Raw genomic sequence first — 14,975 nt, forward strand, 5'->3', positions numbered from 1 at the left:
CGGGCCCACGGAGCAGGACCGGAGCGAGGGCATGCCGAGCCTAGGCGAGGCACCGCACGTCAGGGGCAAAAGCGTTTGGTTACTTGGCGCTTTTCCAAGTGACCCGCCGTAAGGGCGGAACCCTAAGTGGCCGTTACCGCAGCAACGGATATGTACCCCGACCAAAAATACAGCTCGGCTAACCGGCCGCCAATCCCTTCCCTGCCCGCTCCAGATTGCGCCACAACCACACCGGCAACACATCAGGATCAAGACTGTCGATCAAGTTCTTCAGCGCCAGCCCCAACTCCGTATCACCCTCGATCACCAAACGCCTGCGAAAGAACAGCGTATCCGGATCTTCCTGACGGCTGGCCAGCAATAAAAACTCGCGCCAGTTTCCGCTGATGGTCACGTGCGCGTTGGCGCGCTCAGCAATTCGCAACCCTTCACGGGTCAGCGTCAGGAACCAGGACAAACCCAGGTCCGGGATCCGCAGGCACAGCCAGCGCCCGCGCAACACCTCAAATTCGCCATCGCGCAACGGCTCGGCGAGGCAGCGATTGAGCGCCTGCTGCAACGCCAGGCGCTGCACCGCAAAGGGCACTCGACGCACCAGCGGCAGAAACCGGTCGGCGCCTTTCAGCAGCCACTTTTTTCGGTTCAACACAGGCCGACCTCCTCGACGCGCAACATGCCAGCCTGGCCATGCCAGTAGCCATTACAACCGTCGACGAACAGCGGCGGCGTCTCGCCCAGACGAACCCGTTGATAGGCTGCAATGACCTCGGCCATGCCCTGAACGCGAGGGCTCAGGCGCAACAGATCGGCACCGCAGGCCACCAGGCCGGTGTAATCCGCCAGCAGATTGGTTACTTCGGCCGACATTGTTTGAATACCGTTAATGGTGAACAGCGCCTGCCCTTCCTGACTGGTCAGCGGCAGGCCGTCGGGGTAGTTGAGGCAGCAAAACCGGCAGTCGTCCTTGGGCAGGTTTTCCGCCCGTGCGGTGAAGCAGCGTGCGGAATAAGCCAAGGGCAAATGCCCATAGGCAAAGATCTCGACTTCCGGCACCTCACGGCCAAGTTCGCGCACCTGATCAAGCACATCGCCAATCAACGCCGCCGAGCATTCCACCGGCGGCACCCAACGGGTCATCCCGCAGTCCAGCAGTTGCGCCAGCGTATGACCGTTGTACACATTCAGCGCCGGACCGCCCACGAACGGCAACTTGCGCTCGGCCAAAAACTGCACCGCGCCCATGTCGTTGGCCTCCACCAGCAATTGGCCGTTGTCGCAGAGCCGCCGCAGGCTGGAGAGCTCGGACGCCGCTTCGATCAGCGTCAGGCTGGAGATCACCAACTGTGCCTGGCTGCATTCCTGCAACTCGCGCCCCAGCCCCAGCCATTGATCCAGTGAAAAGGCCCGGCGTTTCGAGCACACGGTTTCCCCCAGATAAATCACATCCAGGGGCAAGGCCGACATCTCGGCGTAAAAGTTGCTGAGTTGCTCTTTGTCCCAATAAAACAGGACCGGTCCCAGGCTGAGCTTCATGTCGCCTCCCTCATTGCCATGATCGATGGTAAGCACCCAGGGTGGTCTGGCTGCCTTCGGACAAACCGGCCAGCACCCGGCGCCATTCCTCCTTGACCCGAAAACTGCCCGGCGAGCCGCGATGGGCATCCAGTGCCGCGCGCCAGACGCGGGTGACTTGTTCGACATAGGCCGGACTGCGTTGCCGGCCCTCGATTTTGATCGCTTCAACGCCGATGGCCGTCAATTCCGGCAGCAAATCCAGGGTGTCGAGGCTGGTAGGTTCTTCCAGCGCATGAAAGCGTTTGCCGCTGACCAGGAATCGGCCTTTGCACAGGGTCGGGTAACCGGCGGGTTCTTTGGGGGTGTAACGGTCGATCAGCACTTCACTGAGCCGTGCGCTCAAACCTTCAGCGTCTTCGCTCCAGCGCACCGCTTTTGCCGGCGAACAGACGCCGCACAGGTTCGGCGACTCGCCGGTGATGTAGGACGACAGATGGCAACGCCCTTCGGCCATGATGCACAAGCTGCCGAAGCCAAAGACTTCGATGGGCACCGGGCTGCTCGCGGCGACCTGGCGCACTTGCGCCAACGACAACACCCGCGGCAGCACCGCGCGACGAATCCCGTAGCGCTGCGCATAAAACTCCAGGGCCGCAGCATGGGTTGCCGAACCCTGGACCGACAGATGCAACGCCAATTGCGGATGGCGCTGGCTGGCATAGTTGAGCACCCCGGGGTCGGCGGCGATCAACGCATCCACGCCGTAATCGGCGGCACGATCGACCGCCCGCTGCCAGCGTTCCCAGCCCTTGGGTTGCGGGTAGGTGTTGACCGCGACGTAGAGTTTGCGTTGATGCTGGCGGATGTGGGCGACCGCCGCGTCGAACTGTTTGTCGTCCATGTTCAGCCCCGCGAAATGCCGGGCATTGGTGTCATCGCGAAAACCGACATAGACGGCATCGGCGCCTTCGCGCACCGCCGCTTTCAGCGCAGGCAGATTCCCTGCCGGGCAGACCAGTTGCATGGGTAATCCTCATGGAAAATCGCGCTGCCAGTCTAGCGAGACCGGCAGGCACGACCTTGACGGCAATCAATTGCCATCAATGCATCAGGTCGGCGAAGGACAGGAACATCACGTTGTCGTGCGTGAGCACTTGCTGCTCGCACTCGATCACCGCCAGCCCGTCGGCCCAACACGCCGCAGTCAACATTGCCGAGCTTTGCTGAGGGTGCAGCTCCACGCTCAACTGTCCGTCAGCACCAGGCGTCAACCGTGCCCGCAGGTACTGCCGACGTTTGTTGCGCTGCAACCAGTCAAACCCGGCGGGCACGGCCAATGGCACCGGCAACACGTCTTTCACGCCCTGGGCCCTGAGCAGGAACGGACGCACCACCACCAACGCGGTAATCAGCGCTGCCGAAGGATTGCCCGGCATGCCGATCCAGGGTTTGCCGGCCACTTCGCCAAAGGCCAGCGGTTTACCCGGCTGAATGGCCACCCGCCAGAAAACCAGGCTACCGAGCTCCTCGATGGCCTGTTTGAGGTGATCTTCCTCGCCCACCGAGACGCCACCAGAACTCAACAACAGGTCGCATTCCGAGGACGCCAGGCTCAAGGCATGCCGGCTGGCCGCCAACTCATCGGCCATGACGCCATAGTCGTGGACCTCGACGCCCCAACCGCTCAACAACGCCGCGAGGCAATAACGATTGCTGTTGTAAATCTGCCCGGGCGCCAATGGATCGCCCGGCTCACGCAGTTCATTGCCGCTGCTAAGCAAGCACACCTGCAACGGTCGATAGACTTCGACCCGCGCGATGCCAGCGCCGGCCAGCAACCCCACTTCTTGCGCACGCAGGCGTTTACCGGCCTGGAGCAACAGGTCTCCCCGGCGAACCTCCTCGCCTTCCTTGCGCACGTGATCGCCAGGGTTGACGGGCGGAAACCAGACACGCTCGCCCTCGATCCGGCAACGCTCCTGCGGCACCACCGTGTCGGCACCCGGCGGCAATGGCGCGCCGGTAAAGATCTGCACCGTCTGCTGCGCGAGCAAGGGCGAGCACGCCGGATCTCCCGCTGCAATTCGTCCGCCAATCGACAAACAGCCACCGTCCGGTGGCAGGTCTGCGGCCCTGAGGGCATAACCGTCCATGGCACTGTTGTCCCAGGCCGGCAGATTGACAGGAGAATGAATGTCCGCCGCCAGCACCCGCCCCAAGGCTTGATCGAGACCGATTTTTTGCGCCAGGGGCGGCGGCGGTGCCTGATCCAGCAGACGGCTGATGGCCTCGTCCACCGGCATCAGGTGGCCGAGGTCGCACACCCGGCCGGTCATGAGCGTGTCTCGCAGGCATCGATGACCCGTTGCCCTTGCGGTTTCAAATGCGGGGCGAAATTACATGGACCGGTGCGGCTGTCCAATTGTTCGAGCAGGATCTGGTTCCAGGCGGTTCGACACGCGCCGGGCGAACCCGGAACGCAGCACACCAGCACTCCATTGCTCATCCCGGCCAATGCCCGTGACTGCAGACTGGACATGCCGATTTCCGCCAGGGACACCTGACGGAACAGTTCACCAAAGCCTTCCACATGTTTGTCCAGCAACGGCAAAACCGCTTGTGGTGTGTTGTCGCGCGCGGTGAAGCCGGTGCCGCCGGTCATCAACACCACTTGCACCTTGGGGTCGGCGATCCAGTGAGAGACTTTGGCGCGGATCTGATAAATGTCGTCTTTGACCAGACCACGATCTATCAACACATGCCCGGCCGTTTGCAGTAAATCCGTCAGGGTCTGCCCCGAGGTGTCGGTGTCAAAGGTGCGCGTATCGCTGATGGTCAGCACGGCAATGTTCAGGGGTTCAAACGTGCGTTGCGCCAGATGGGCCATATCCAAGCCTTCCCGTGAATGAGGGTATGGGACAAAGCCTGAACCGGAATCCGCAGTGAGCCTATTCCTCCAAGGAGGTACCTCCACAGGGACATATGAAGAACGTGTAGGCCACACGATACCTGTGGGAGCGGGCTTGCGCAGTGGATCTCAAGGCGCCAAGCGGTTTCGTCGCCATACACCATCGCGCAAACGGTAATCGAGACGGTCATGCAAGCGGTCGGCACGGCCCTGCCAGAACTCCAGACGCTCAGGGTGCAGGCAGTAGCCGCCCCAATGCTCGGGCCGCGGCACGGTCTTGCCGGCAAAACGTTGGGTGGTTTGTATCAACAGCGATTCAAGCTCGGCCCGATTGGCCAACGGCCGGCTTTGCGGTGAAGCCCAGGCGCCCAGGCGACTGTCCTGTGAGCGGGAATCGTAGTACGCATCCGACAGCGTCGGGTCGAGCCTGGAGACCTGGCCTTCGATACGCACCTGACGCTCCAGCCCCGGCCAGAAAAAGGTCATGGCAGCATGCGGGTTGGCGGCCAGTTGCTGGCCTTTGTCACTCTGGTAATTACCGAAAAAGGTGAAGCCTTCATCGCTCAAGCCCTTGAGCAGCAGGACCCGGCAGTGCGGGCGCCCTTCACTGTCGACCGTCGCCAACACCATGCTGTTGGCTTCGACAGGCGCGCGCTCGGTGTCGCGGGCCAGTTGCAGCCATTGCCGGAACATCGCCATTGGGTCGTCCAGCGCCAACTCGTCTTGCAGGCCAAAAAGGGTGTAGTTGCGGCGCATTTGTGCCAGGGAAAGGGGCATGACGGTGATCTCCAAAAATGTTCTGCCCAGTGTGCGATGTACTGCGCAAGACCACCTTGACCACCATCAACCTTATTTGAGGCGCAGACGCCGAGCCAGTTTGTGCAGGTTGCTGGGATCGACTTCCAGAATCCGCGCGGCGCTGGCCCAGTTCTCCCCGGACAGGCTCAAGGCCTGGAGAATTTTCTTGCGCTGGTAATTGTCGACCGCTTCACCCAGGGGCTGGAACGGCTCATCAGCCGTCACGTCCAGGGGACTTTCGACGACCGCACCCTGCCCGCCCATGGCACTGTCGAGGTCCAGAATCTCGGGCTCCAGCGTCATGATCAGCGTGCGACTGGTGCCGCGACTGAGCTGCTTCAACGCGGCTCGGCTGATCACATGTTCCAGCTCGCGCACGTTGCCCGGCCAGCTGTACGTCAGCAGCGCTCGCTCGGCCGCCGGCGACAGACGCAAACCGCGCAGGCCGAGCCGCGTCCTATTGAGTTCAAGGAAATGCCCGGCCAGCATCAACACGTCGTTACCTCGCTCGCGCAGCGGCGGAATCGGCACCGGGTACACCGAGAGCCGGTGATACAGATCGGCCCGAAACAAGCCGTCGCGGATGCTGTCCGGCAGGTGCCGGTTGGTCGCAGCGATGATTCGCACATCGACATGCAACGGCTTGTCGGCACCGAGGCGCTGGATCTCGCCGTTCTGCAGGGTGCGCAGCAGCTTCGCCTGCACGGCCAATGGCAACTCACCGACTTCGTCGAGAAACAGCGTGCCACCGTTGGCCGCATCGAAACGTCCGGCACGGTCGCTGGTGGCGCCGGAAAATGCGCCTTTGACATGGCCGAACAATTCACTCTCTGCCAGAGACTCCGGCAACGCGGCGCAGTTGACCTGCACCAGCGGCTTATGACTGCGGCGCGACAAACGATGCAAGCGCCTTGCGAACAATTCTTTGCCGACGCCGGTCTCGCCCAGCAGCAATACCGGCAGCTCGGAATCGGCCAGTACGTCCAGTTCATTGAGCAACTGATGCAGCACCTCACTCTGCCCGAGGATTTCGCCTTCATCCGCCGGCCGCCGCACGTCTTGAATATCGCTGCGGGACAAGCGCAGGCTGCGGTTTTCCTGCTCAAGCCGGGTGACTCGCACGGCAGCTTCGATCTGCAAGGTACAGCGCTTGAGTTCTTCCCGCGCACGGCTGTCGAAGGTCCCGGCGTGCAGCGCATCGAGGGTGATCGCGCCCCAGATCCGCCCCTCCACATACAGGCTCACGCCCATGCAGTCGTGCACTGGCATCGGTTCGCCGGCGTGTTCGTCAAGCAAGCCGTCATAGGGATCCGGCAGGCGACTGTCGGGCTCGAACCAGGTGGGTTCGCGCGACGCCATGATCGCCGCCAGCCGCGGATGCTGAGCGATGACAAACCGGCGCCCCAACGCTTCATGCACCAGCCCCACCGTCGCGACCGGCCTGAGGCTGTCGTCATCCAGACGCAGCAATCCCACGGCGCCACTGTTGAAGTACTCGCGCAGGGTCTGGACCAGTCGTTGCAACCGCACAGCATTGGGCAACTCGACAATCAGGTCGGCCGCCAGGCTTTCACGCAGCATGGTAGTTATTACCCTCTATGGTTGGATTCACCCTAAAGCGTCCGGGTGCCTATCACCACAACTAAAAAATAAGCCATATTTTTCAACACGTTAAATATGGCATGCCGGATGCAATAAGCCTGGGGAACCGTTGAAATCCAAACAAGGAACCCCTGATGAGCCTGACCCTACTGGAACAAAGCCTCGGCCAACTGGCTTGCGACATTCCCGGCGCCACGCGGATTTTCCACACCTTCAAACTGGACTTCTGTTGTGGCGGGCATAAAAGCCTGCGCGAAGCAGCCGCTGGCAAAGACCTCGATCCGGTCCTGATCGCCGATGCGCTGCACCGGCTGCAAGACACCGGCGAAACCCAACACGACTGGCGCAACGAACCGTCAGAGCTGCTGATCGCCCACCTTCTGGCGCGCTACCACGCCCGCCACCGCGAGCAACTGCCGGAACTGATCCGCCTGGCCCGTCGCGTCGAGCAGGTCCATGGTGCGCGCAGCAGCTGCCCCAACGGCCTGGCGGATCTGCTGACCGACATGCAACAAGAACTCGAAGGCCACATGCTCAAGGAAGAACAAGTGCTCTTCCCGATGCTGCAACAGGGCATCGGCACTCAGGCCGCCCCGCCGATCCAGGTGCTGCGCTTTGAACATGATCAACATGGCGAAGCCCTCGAAAAGCTGCTCGCACTGACCAACAACATCACCCCGCCGCCCGATGCCTGTAACACCTGGCGTGCCCTTTATCGTGGGCTGCTGGAGTTTCGTGACGACCTGATGCAACACATCCATCTGGAAAACAACGTGTTGTTTGTTAACGCCTTGAACCGTCGTCATTGATCGATTGCCGCTCACACCCTACCCGCGCCAGCCCACCGGTTGACGCGGGTTTTGTCTGTCAGGGACGGCTGGCGATCAACCGTGCCAATAGAACATCGCCTTGGCCAGGATCACGATCAACACCATGTGCACGAGGATGCTGCGGCGAATCCAGCTGGCACGGGGCGCAGTCAGTCGTGCGCTTTTCAGCCAGTACGCCAGCAGGAAGTAATGGCCGATGATGCTCAGGGCCAGGACGATCTTCAGGCTCAGTAACGTGCCAAAGCTGCTGGCCAGCGGCTGACTCAATACGCCACGGTGCTGCCACGCCAGGCTGATGCCGGCGCCATACAACAGCAACACCACGCCATGCAGCACCTTGCGCGAACGCACTGCAATCGCTTGATCTGCGGTCGATTGCGCGGCATCCGCCAACTGCTGGCGGGCGCGGTGCCAGATCACCACCTCGAAAAACAGCGTGCCGATGAAGGCAATCGCCGCCAGCAAATGGGTGACCAGTAAAAAGGGATACATCACTGGCAGCCTCCATCAGTTCACATGGTTAGCCCGGATGGCCGTCCACCCGGGCCCGCAACAGCATCGGCCCATAGCGCCAGGCGTACAGCGCAAACGCCAGCGCCCAACACAGACCGGCCAGCCACAACGCAGGCAGGGGAAAGAATAAGATCAACACGACCCGGCTCAAGCACGCCAGGTTGAGCAAAATGAACGCCAGGGTCATGCCCGACGGCGGCTCCAGCGCGCGGCCGGTATGCCCCAGGCTGACCCGCGCGATCATCGCCAGCACCAGGCCGCCCATGGCGCCGATGGTCAGGCAATGCACCGCCAGACTCGGGTTAATCGGCACACCGAAATGCCACATTGCCATTGCGAGACAGGCCACCGCCAACCAGGCATACGCCAGGTACAACGACCACAGCAGCGGCACGCGCCAGAGGGCGCGATCATGCCAGCGAACCAGACGCACCAGATGCCCGGCGGCCAGCACGGCGAACAACAGGCCCACCCAGAGATTGGGGTCAAGCGCAGGTCCGGCGGCATACAACAACGCCACCAGCGGTGAGCCAATCAGCAGCAGCCAATCCAGCCACGGCCAAGGGGTAACGCCCTCGACCTTGCCGAGGCCGCGCTGGATGAAGAACGGAATGACCCGCCCGCCGATCAAGCCCATCATCGCCGCCACCAGCCAGAGACCGGTCAGCACGCCTTGACGCTGCCAGCCTTCATGACCTTCGACCAGGCCGTACAGGGACAACCCGTCGGCCGCCGCTAACAACAGCAGCACCACCGCAATCGGGTAGTTACGTGTCTGCCGCACCTTCCACAGGGTGAAACCCATGAGCGCGGCCACCGCCAGCGGGAACGCCAATTCCAGTACCGCAAGCACCGGCCACGGAGCATTGACCAGCCAGGCCACGCGCGCCAACAACCACAGCAATGCCAGCGCGGCGAGTGGTCGCCCGCTGATGCCGGGACGACCGGTCCAGGTCTGCACCGCCGTCAGCAGAAAACCCGCGATGATCGCCAAGCCGAACCCGAACAACAATTCGTGTCGATGCCAGCCCAGCCAGCCACCCGCCGGCTGCCAGCCGGAAAGCGCACCACTGAAGGCGGCCAGCCAGAGTGGAATGACCAGCACGGCCAGCAGGCAGCCGGCGAGGAAAAATGGCCGAAAGGCCAAACGTAACAGCGGTGCGATGGCCATCGCTTTACGGCGGTCAAGCACTTGCATAAAACCACTCCTTTACCTTGCTGCTGACCTGACGCTAACCCGCAGGCGTCGAGGTAAGTCCGGGGGCAATGATCGGGTATTGACGATCAATTGCCTTTGTCGCAGATCAAGTGTGCAAGGGACGTGCCCCGCAGCTTTCTCGTTTTCCAGGGGCGAGGGAGTTTGCCCTTGTGGGAGCGAGCTTGCTCGCGATGACAGCGGTACATTCAGCATCAATGTCGGGTGACCCGCCGCATTGATGTGACTGACACACCGCTATCGCGAGCACGCTCGCTCCCACAGGGGTGATCGGCTCAGGGTACAAATGACCCTTTAATGGTTATTTAAACCATAAAGCGTGTGGTCGTTTTTACCCTCTTATCTGACAACCCTAATAAACAAGGGCCTCCGGGCATGGCCCGCGTCTTGCTCAAGCTTTCAGCAATCAAAGAAACCTTGATCCCTCTCGATCCCCAGGAGTCGTCATGAAAAAAGTCATCCACCCACTGGCCTGGTTTGTGGTGTTGACCTCGGTTCTGGCGTTGGCCAGCGGCGTCTCGCTGGGCCTCGTTTGACTTGACCGTCATCCCCTCCTCAATCTTCAGGATGAATTCTTATGGTGCTTCATCGCGTCCATCACCAGATTCTGCGCAGTCATCACTTGTTCGAGCCGTTGAACGAAGAACAGCTGGATGAATTGATGAGTACCAGCCACTTGTTGAGCATCGACAAAGGCGAACCGTTGTTCCGCCAGGGCGAGCCGGCAGACTCGTTTTATTTCGTGATTGCCGGGGCGGTGAAAATCTACCGCCTGACACCGGATGGGCAGGAGAAAGTGTTTGAGGTCATTGGTGATCGGCAAACCTTCGCCGAGGCGATGATGCTGATGGATACCCCGAACTATGTGGCCTCGGCTGAAGCGATCTGCCCGACCCAGCTCTATCGGTTATCCAACAACACCTACATGCGCCTGCTGCAGAGCAATAGCCGGCTGACCTTTGCACTGCTCGGCAAGCTTTGCGTTCGCCTGCACCAACGGGTCAACGAAATCGAAACCCTGTCCCTGAAAAACGCCACCCACCGGGTCGTGCGCTATCTGCTGACGCAACTGGTGCGCCAGCAAACCGTTGACAGCCAATTCGAACTGCCGATGGCCAAGCAATTGATTGCCGGACATCTGTCGATCCAGCCGGAAACCTTTTCGCGGATCATCCGTCGCCTGATCGATGAAAAAATCATCACCCAGGACGGCCGCCTGATCGCCATTCTCGATCGTCTGCGTCTGGAACAGTTCGAGTGAGTGCCATGCCCGTCTGTTTGTATTGCCAACACGCCAACCCCGCACAAGAAACCGAGTGCCGCCAATGCGGCATGCCCCTGCCGGCATTCGCCGCACAGGCGGGGGAACGCCGGCTGCGCCAATTCATGTGGTTCTGCATCGGCCTGACGATTTTCTGCGTGACGATGTTTTTCTGGCTGCCACGCAGCATCTCCTGAAGACACACAGTCCCCTGTAGCAGCTGGCGAAGCCTGCGTTCGGCTGCGCAGCAGTCGTAAATCCTGAGTCCCCTTTTTACCTGACACACCGCGGGGACTGGGTTTACGACTGCTGCGCAGCCGGACGCAGCCTCGCAGGCTCGGCAGCTGCTACAGACCGCGTCGGTCAAGGCTGGGTCAGCTGCCGATACAACTGCGGCAGGCGCAGGGGTAATTGCTCGGGCTGGCGGATCAAGGTGTAGCCATTGGCGCCGAACATGTAAGGCAGGTAATCCCCGGCCTCGCGATCAATCGTGATACAGAACGGCGTCAACCCCTGACGCCGCGCCTCCAGCACCGCCTCGCGGGTGTCTTCAACGCCGTAGCGCCCCTCATACAAATCCAGATCATTCGGTTTGCCATCCGTGAGCAGCAGCAACAGTTTGCTGCGTCGTTTGCTCTTGCCCAGCAGTTGGGTGGCGTGGCGGATGGCGGCGCCCATGCGGGTGTAATAACCCGGTTTGAGCCCTTGAATGCGACCGCGGGTGTTGTCGTCATAACGCTGGGTGAAGGACTTGAGTTCCTGCATGCGCACTTGATGACGACGCAGCGAGGAAAATCCGTACAGGGCGAAATCATCACCCAGCACCGACAGGGTTTCACCGAACAGCAGCAAACTGTCGCGGATCACATCAATCACCCGATGCTCATCGTTCAAGTGCGCGTCGGTGGACATCGACACATCGGCCAGCAACAGACACGCCAGGTCGCGGCGCGTCTGCCGTTGTTCCATGAACAGACCTCGTTCCGCACATTGGCCATGCTCGCGTTCAACGTGAAAATCCAGCCAGGCCTGCATGTCCAGTTCAGACCCTTGGGGTTGCTGGCGTAACCATTGGCGATCATTGCGCAGGTGCTCGAACTGGCGACGCAGACGATGCGCCGAGGCTTTCAGCCGTGGCGGCAGTGGCTGCGCCTCACAGTCGCGGGGCACCATCATTTGCAGATTGACGAAGCTGTCCTGCATCTGCTGTTTGCGGTAATCCCACTCCGGCAGCTTGATGCCCTCGCCCAAGGGGATATCGTCGACATCGGCCGGCGGCAAATCCAGGTGCAGCTTGAGGCCGCCGCCCTTGCGCAGACGGGTGCGCGACAAGCTCAACTCGTCGAGGTCCTCGGCGACTCTGGCCGCGTCCGGGTCTTCGCTGTCGTCTGACCAGCGATCCAGGTCCACGTGTTCGGTCCAACTGAACAGGTTCTCCAGACGCACGATCAACAACCCACCGTCGCGGCTGCCTTCATCGATCCGCTTGGCGCGTTTGCTTGCGCCTTTCTGCTCACCGGGCGGAGTCGTCAGCGTCTCTTCCGACTCGTCCCCCAGGTCTGCAGCCTGCGGACTCGCGAGGTTTTGCGGCGGGTACAACCACAGCGGCAGCGGCCAGGCGGCCCGTTCGCTGCGGGGGAAATGTTCGACACTGCCTGGGTCGCGCAACGCCTGACATAACGCCCGTTCCAGGGCCGCTTCGCCGGAGTTCAATGTGGCCGGATCCGGGCGAAGTTGCAGATGAGCATCGACCAAACGTTTGTACCGGGCACGCAACACGGGATAGCGCCGCAACAGCTGCTGCGTCCAGCGTTGATTGTCCCGACCCCAATGCCGCATCTGCCCGGCCTGCGCCGCGAGCAATGCGAGCCAACGATAGAGTTCCTCGTTCAGTGCAACTTCAGGAAAGACCGCAAGGCTCGACGGCAGACGAAGGTTCGTCTCGTCGCACCACGCCAAGGGCACTTGCTTGCAGGTGCCGGCGATCTGCTGCAGCACGTTGCGTCGCAACAGCAGATCGCGGTCGCTGGCGGCTTCGACACCGATGCCGCTGGCGCCGCCCATGGCGCGAAACAGCAGCGCCAGCGGTCGTTGCTGGCTGGCCAGTTCGACGCGTGCTTCGGGGAAGTCCGGGCTGGCGCGCCGGGTGATGAAACGATGCCAGACGCTGCCTACCCACTCTTCCAGTTCGATAGTAAAGGCCATGACATTTGCCCTTTTTGGTAAACCAAAAAAACGGCCCGCTGTATCAGCCGGGCCGACCTTTTCTAGCCGTTACACCGGCTCATGAAGGGACAACGGCAGCCGGGGCGCGTAAGGCTGCGCGGCCACGTTGCTTGAAGCTGAACAGGTAACAGAGCAGCCCTGCGAGGAAACCGATACCGGCGCCAAAACGAGCCCAGAACAGCACCTGCAGATGTTCGACCGTGGACATGAATGGCAAGGCAACCCCATCGACCTGCCAGCGTTGCAGGTAGACCTGTACGACACCGGCAGCGGTGAGGAACAGCGTGATCATCACCATCGACAGGGTCATCAACCAGAAGCCCCAGATTTCGAGGGTCTGCGAGCGCTCATCACCGGCTTCACCCAATCCGCGCAGCCGTGGCATGGCGTAGCTGATCAAGGTCATCACGATCATCGCGTAAGCACCGTAGAAGGCCAGGTGACCGTGAGCCGCGGTCAGCTGCGAACCGTGGGTGTAGAAGTTGACCGGAGCCAGGGTATGCAGAAAACCCCAGACGCCAGCGCCGAAGAATGCTGTGACGACTGTTCCCTTGGCCCACAGGGTCGCGGCGCGGTTCGGGTGTTGCCGCCGACGTTTCTTCACCATGCTGAAGGCAAAGATCACCATGGCCAGGAACGGTAGCGGTTCGAGGGCCGAGAAGATTGAACCGACCCACAACCAGACCTCAGGCGCACCGATCCAGAAGAAGTGGTGACCGGTGCCGATGATCCCGGTAATCAGCGCCATGGCGATGATCACGTAGAGCCATTTCTCCACGACTTCCCGGTCTACCCCGGTGATCTTGATCAGGACGAAAGCGAGCATCGAACCCATGATCAGTTCCCACACGCCTTCCACCCAAAGATGCACCACCCACCACCAGTAAAACTTGTCGCGGGCCAGGTTGCCGGGGTTATAGAAGGAGAACAGGAAGAACACCGCGAGCCCGATCAACCCGGTCATCATCACCATGCTGACGGTGGTCTTGCGACCTTTGAGCAGGGTCATGCCGATGTTGTAGAGGAAGCCCAGGCACACCACCACAATGCCCATCTTGGTGATGGTCGGCTGCTCCAGGAACTCCCGGCCCATGGTCGGCAGCAGTTCGTTGTGGGTCAGCCTGGCCAGGCCGGCATACGGCACCAGCAGATAGCCGAGGATCGTCAACACACCCGCGGCGGCGAATACCCAGAACAGGATGATCGCCAGTTTCGGACTGTGCAGTTCGCGGTCGGCTTCTTCCGGAATCAGGTAATAGGCGGCGCCCATGAACCCGAACAGCAGCCAGACGATCAGCAGGTTGGTGTGCACCATCCGCGCCACGTTGAAAGGAATGACCGGGAACAGAAAGTCCCCTATCACGTATTGCAGGCCCATGATCAAACCGAACAGCACCTGGCCGAGAAACAGGATCAGGGCGAACACGAAGTACGGTTTGGCCACGGCTTGCGAGGCGAATTTCAGATGCGGATTAGCAATGCTCATCGCTTAGCCCTCCTTGTTTGGCGGCCAGCCATTGGTGTTGATTTTTGAGCTCCATTTGAGGAACTCGGCGATGTCATCCACCTCCTGGTCACTCAACTTGAACTGCGGCATCGCGCGCCGGCCTGGTACGCCCAGTGGCTGCATTTTCATCCAGGCATGCAGAAAGGGTTTGAAGCCCGCCTCCCCGCCGCGCCGCTGGAACACGTTACCCAGCTCAGGCGCAAAGTAGGCGCCCTCGCCCAACAGCGTGTGGCAGCCGATGCAGTTGTTTTGTTCCCAGACCAACTTGCCGCGCACCACTGATTCGGTGAGCTGCGCTTCATTGCTGCGGGCCGGAAAGGTCTGTTCCGTGTGATAGGTCAAGGCCAGGAATATCAGGAAGAAGAAAATGCTTCCCCCGAAGTAGATATTCCTGGCCATGCCTTTGGTGAAGGTCTCTGACATGGTCGCTTCCTCTTTGCTTGGCCCGTCCATGATAGGAAGCGAAGGGTTGAAACCTGCTTGATGGCGATCAAGAAAGTCAGATGGTTTTGGTCGGGTATTACACGTGAGCCTACTCGGTCCCTGTAGCAGCTGGCGAAGCCTGCGTTCGGCTGCGCAGCAGTCGTGAAATCAGACAC

General features: G+C 61.0%; 15 protein-coding genes. 3 read left to right on the plus strand and 12 right to left on the minus strand.

The window, feature by feature from the left end; genetic code table 11:
* Positions 1–178: 178 nt before the first annotated feature.
* The 7 genes from MO767_RS30115 to norR all read right to left on the minus strand — a co-directional run bounded on the left by MO767_RS30115 (position 179) and on the right by norR (position 6,802).
* Positions 179–649 (minus strand): SCP2 sterol-binding domain-containing protein, encoded by a 471-nt coding sequence (locus tag MO767_RS30115; protein ID WP_282483502.1) that lies wholly within the window; start codon positions 647–649, stop codon positions 179–181.
* Positions 643–1,533 carry a U32 family peptidase gene (locus tag MO767_RS30120; RefSeq protein ID WP_282483503.1) on the minus strand — a complete coding sequence of 297 codons (891 nt, stop codon included), beginning with the start codon at positions 1,531–1,533 and terminating at the stop codon, positions 643–645. Before MO767_RS30120 ends, MO767_RS30115 begins: the two co-directional genes overlap by 7 nt.
* A 10-nt stretch (positions 1,534–1,543) precedes the next feature.
* The gene (locus MO767_RS30125) at positions 1,544–2,539 is read right to left on the minus strand and encodes a peptidase U32 family protein (RefSeq protein WP_282483504.1); all 996 of its coding nucleotides are present in this window, start codon (positions 2,537–2,539) and stop codon (positions 1,544–1,546) included.
* A gap of 76 nt (positions 2,540–2,615) precedes the next feature.
* Positions 2,616–3,851, minus strand: coding sequence for a gephyrin-like molybdotransferase Glp (gene glp / locus MO767_RS30130; RefSeq protein ID WP_282483505.1), 1,236 nt, complete (start codon positions 3,849–3,851; stop codon positions 2,616–2,618).
* Complete coding sequence (gene moaB / locus MO767_RS30135) at positions 3,848–4,402, minus strand: molybdenum cofactor biosynthesis protein B (RefSeq protein WP_282483506.1); 555 nt, start codon at positions 4,400–4,402, stop codon at positions 3,848–3,850. The genes glp and moaB overlap by 4 nt, the downstream gene beginning before the upstream one ends.
* A 150-nt stretch (positions 4,403–4,552) precedes the next feature.
* Positions 4,553–5,200 (minus strand): pyridoxamine 5'-phosphate oxidase, encoded by a 648-nt coding sequence (gene pdxH / locus MO767_RS30140; RefSeq protein WP_282483507.1) that lies wholly within the window; start codon positions 5,198–5,200, stop codon positions 4,553–4,555.
* Between the two features lie 72 nt (positions 5,201–5,272).
* Positions 5,273–6,802, minus strand: coding sequence for a nitric oxide reductase transcriptional regulator NorR (gene norR, locus MO767_RS30145; RefSeq protein ID WP_282483508.1), 1,530 nt, complete (start codon positions 6,800–6,802; stop codon positions 5,273–5,275).
* Positions 6,803–6,957: 155 nt separating this feature from the next.
* Here norR and ytfE point away from each other — a divergent pair, with 155 nt between their 5' ends.
* Positions 6,958–7,632, plus strand: a complete 675-nt coding sequence (gene ytfE / locus MO767_RS30150; RefSeq protein ID WP_282483509.1) for an iron-sulfur cluster repair protein YtfE — start codon at positions 6,958–6,960, stop codon at positions 7,630–7,632.
* A 75-nt stretch (positions 7,633–7,707) separates the two neighbouring features.
* Here ytfE and MO767_RS30155 read toward each other — a convergent pair whose 3' ends face one another.
* Together MO767_RS30155 and MO767_RS30160 are read right to left on the minus strand one after the other, a co-directional pair.
* Complete coding sequence (locus MO767_RS30155) at positions 7,708–8,145, minus strand: hypothetical protein (protein ID WP_282483510.1); 438 nt, start codon at positions 8,143–8,145, stop codon at positions 7,708–7,710.
* A gap of 28 nt (positions 8,146–8,173) precedes the next feature.
* Entirely contained in the window at positions 8,174–9,364 is a 1,191-nt protein-coding gene (locus MO767_RS30160) for an NnrS family protein (protein WP_282483511.1), read from the minus strand.
* A 595-nt stretch (positions 9,365–9,959) separates the two neighbouring features.
* Here MO767_RS30160 and MO767_RS30165 point away from each other — a divergent pair.
* A complete protein-coding gene (locus MO767_RS30165; protein ID WP_222586740.1) occupies positions 9,960–10,643 on the plus strand; it encodes a Crp/Fnr family transcriptional regulator in 684 nt (227 codons plus the stop codon).
* Positions 10,640–10,840: a protein DnrP gene (locus MO767_RS30170; RefSeq protein ID WP_222586741.1), complete on the plus strand. Its 201-nt coding sequence runs from the start codon at positions 10,640–10,642 to the stop codon at positions 10,838–10,840. The genes MO767_RS30165 and MO767_RS30170 overlap by 4 nt, the downstream gene beginning before the upstream one ends.
* 166 nt (positions 10,841–11,006) lie before the next feature.
* Here MO767_RS30170 and MO767_RS30175 read toward each other — a convergent pair whose 3' ends face one another.
* The 3 genes from MO767_RS30175 to MO767_RS30185 form a co-directional block, all read right to left on the minus strand.
* The gene (locus tag MO767_RS30175) at positions 11,007–12,848 is read right to left on the minus strand and encodes a VWA domain-containing protein (protein ID WP_282483512.1); all 1,842 of its coding nucleotides are present in this window, start codon (positions 12,846–12,848) and stop codon (positions 11,007–11,009) included.
* Positions 12,849–12,927: 79 nt separating this feature from the next.
* Positions 12,928–14,355 (minus strand): cbb3-type cytochrome c oxidase subunit I, encoded by a 1,428-nt coding sequence (locus MO767_RS30180; RefSeq protein WP_282483513.1) that lies wholly within the window; start codon positions 14,353–14,355, stop codon positions 12,928–12,930.
* Between the two features lie 3 nt (positions 14,356–14,358).
* Positions 14,359–14,799 (minus strand): cytochrome c, encoded by a 441-nt coding sequence (locus MO767_RS30185; protein WP_111450213.1) that lies wholly within the window; start codon positions 14,797–14,799, stop codon positions 14,359–14,361.
* Positions 14,800–14,975 lie beyond the last annotated feature (176 nt).

Source organism: Pseudomonas sp. UYIF39 (assembly GCF_029963765.1).
Taxonomy (GTDB): domain Bacteria; phylum Pseudomonadota; class Gammaproteobacteria; order Pseudomonadales; family Pseudomonadaceae; genus Aquipseudomonas.

Excerpts from the sequence above, each read along its gene's own strand:
- MO767_RS30120 (WP_282483503.1), bottom strand. The coding sequence starts at position 1,533 with ATGAAGCTCAGCCTGGGACCGGTCCTGTTTTATTGGGACAAAGAGCAA.
- MO767_RS30125 (WP_282483504.1), bottom strand. The coding sequence starts at position 2,539 with ATGCAACTGGTCTGCCCGGCAGGGAATCTGCCTGCGCTGAAAGCGGCG.
- glp (WP_282483505.1), bottom strand. The coding sequence starts at position 3,851 with ATGACCGGCCGGGTGTGCGACCTCGGCCACCTGATGCCGGTGGACGAG.
- moaB (WP_282483506.1), bottom strand. The coding sequence starts at position 4,402 with ATGGCCCATCTGGCGCAACGCACGTTTGAACCCCTGAACATTGCCGTG.
- pdxH (WP_282483507.1), bottom strand. The coding sequence starts at position 5,200 with ATGCCCCTTTCCCTGGCACAAATGCGCCGCAACTACACCCTTTTTGGC.
- norR (WP_282483508.1), bottom strand. The coding sequence starts at position 6,802 with ATGCTGCGTGAAAGCCTGGCGGCCGACCTGATTGTCGAGTTGCCCAAT.
- ytfE (WP_282483509.1), top strand. The coding sequence starts at position 6,958 with ATGAGCCTGACCCTACTGGAACAAAGCCTCGGCCAACTGGCTTGCGAC.
- MO767_RS30155 (WP_282483510.1), bottom strand. The coding sequence starts at position 8,145 with ATGTATCCCTTTTTACTGGTCACCCATTTGCTGGCGGCGATTGCCTTC.
- MO767_RS30160 (WP_282483511.1), bottom strand. The coding sequence starts at position 9,364 with ATGCAAGTGCTTGACCGCCGTAAAGCGATGGCCATCGCACCGCTGTTA.
- MO767_RS30165 (WP_222586740.1), top strand. The coding sequence starts at position 9,960 with ATGGTGCTTCATCGCGTCCATCACCAGATTCTGCGCAGTCATCACTTG.
- MO767_RS30175 (WP_282483512.1), bottom strand. The coding sequence starts at position 12,848 with ATGGCCTTTACTATCGAACTGGAAGAGTGGGTAGGCAGCGTCTGGCAT.
- MO767_RS30180 (WP_282483513.1), bottom strand. The coding sequence starts at position 14,355 with ATGAGCATTGCTAATCCGCATCTGAAATTCGCCTCGCAAGCCGTGGCC.
- MO767_RS30185 (WP_111450213.1), bottom strand. The coding sequence starts at position 14,799 with ATGTCAGAGACCTTCACCAAAGGCATGGCCAGGAATATCTACTTCGGG.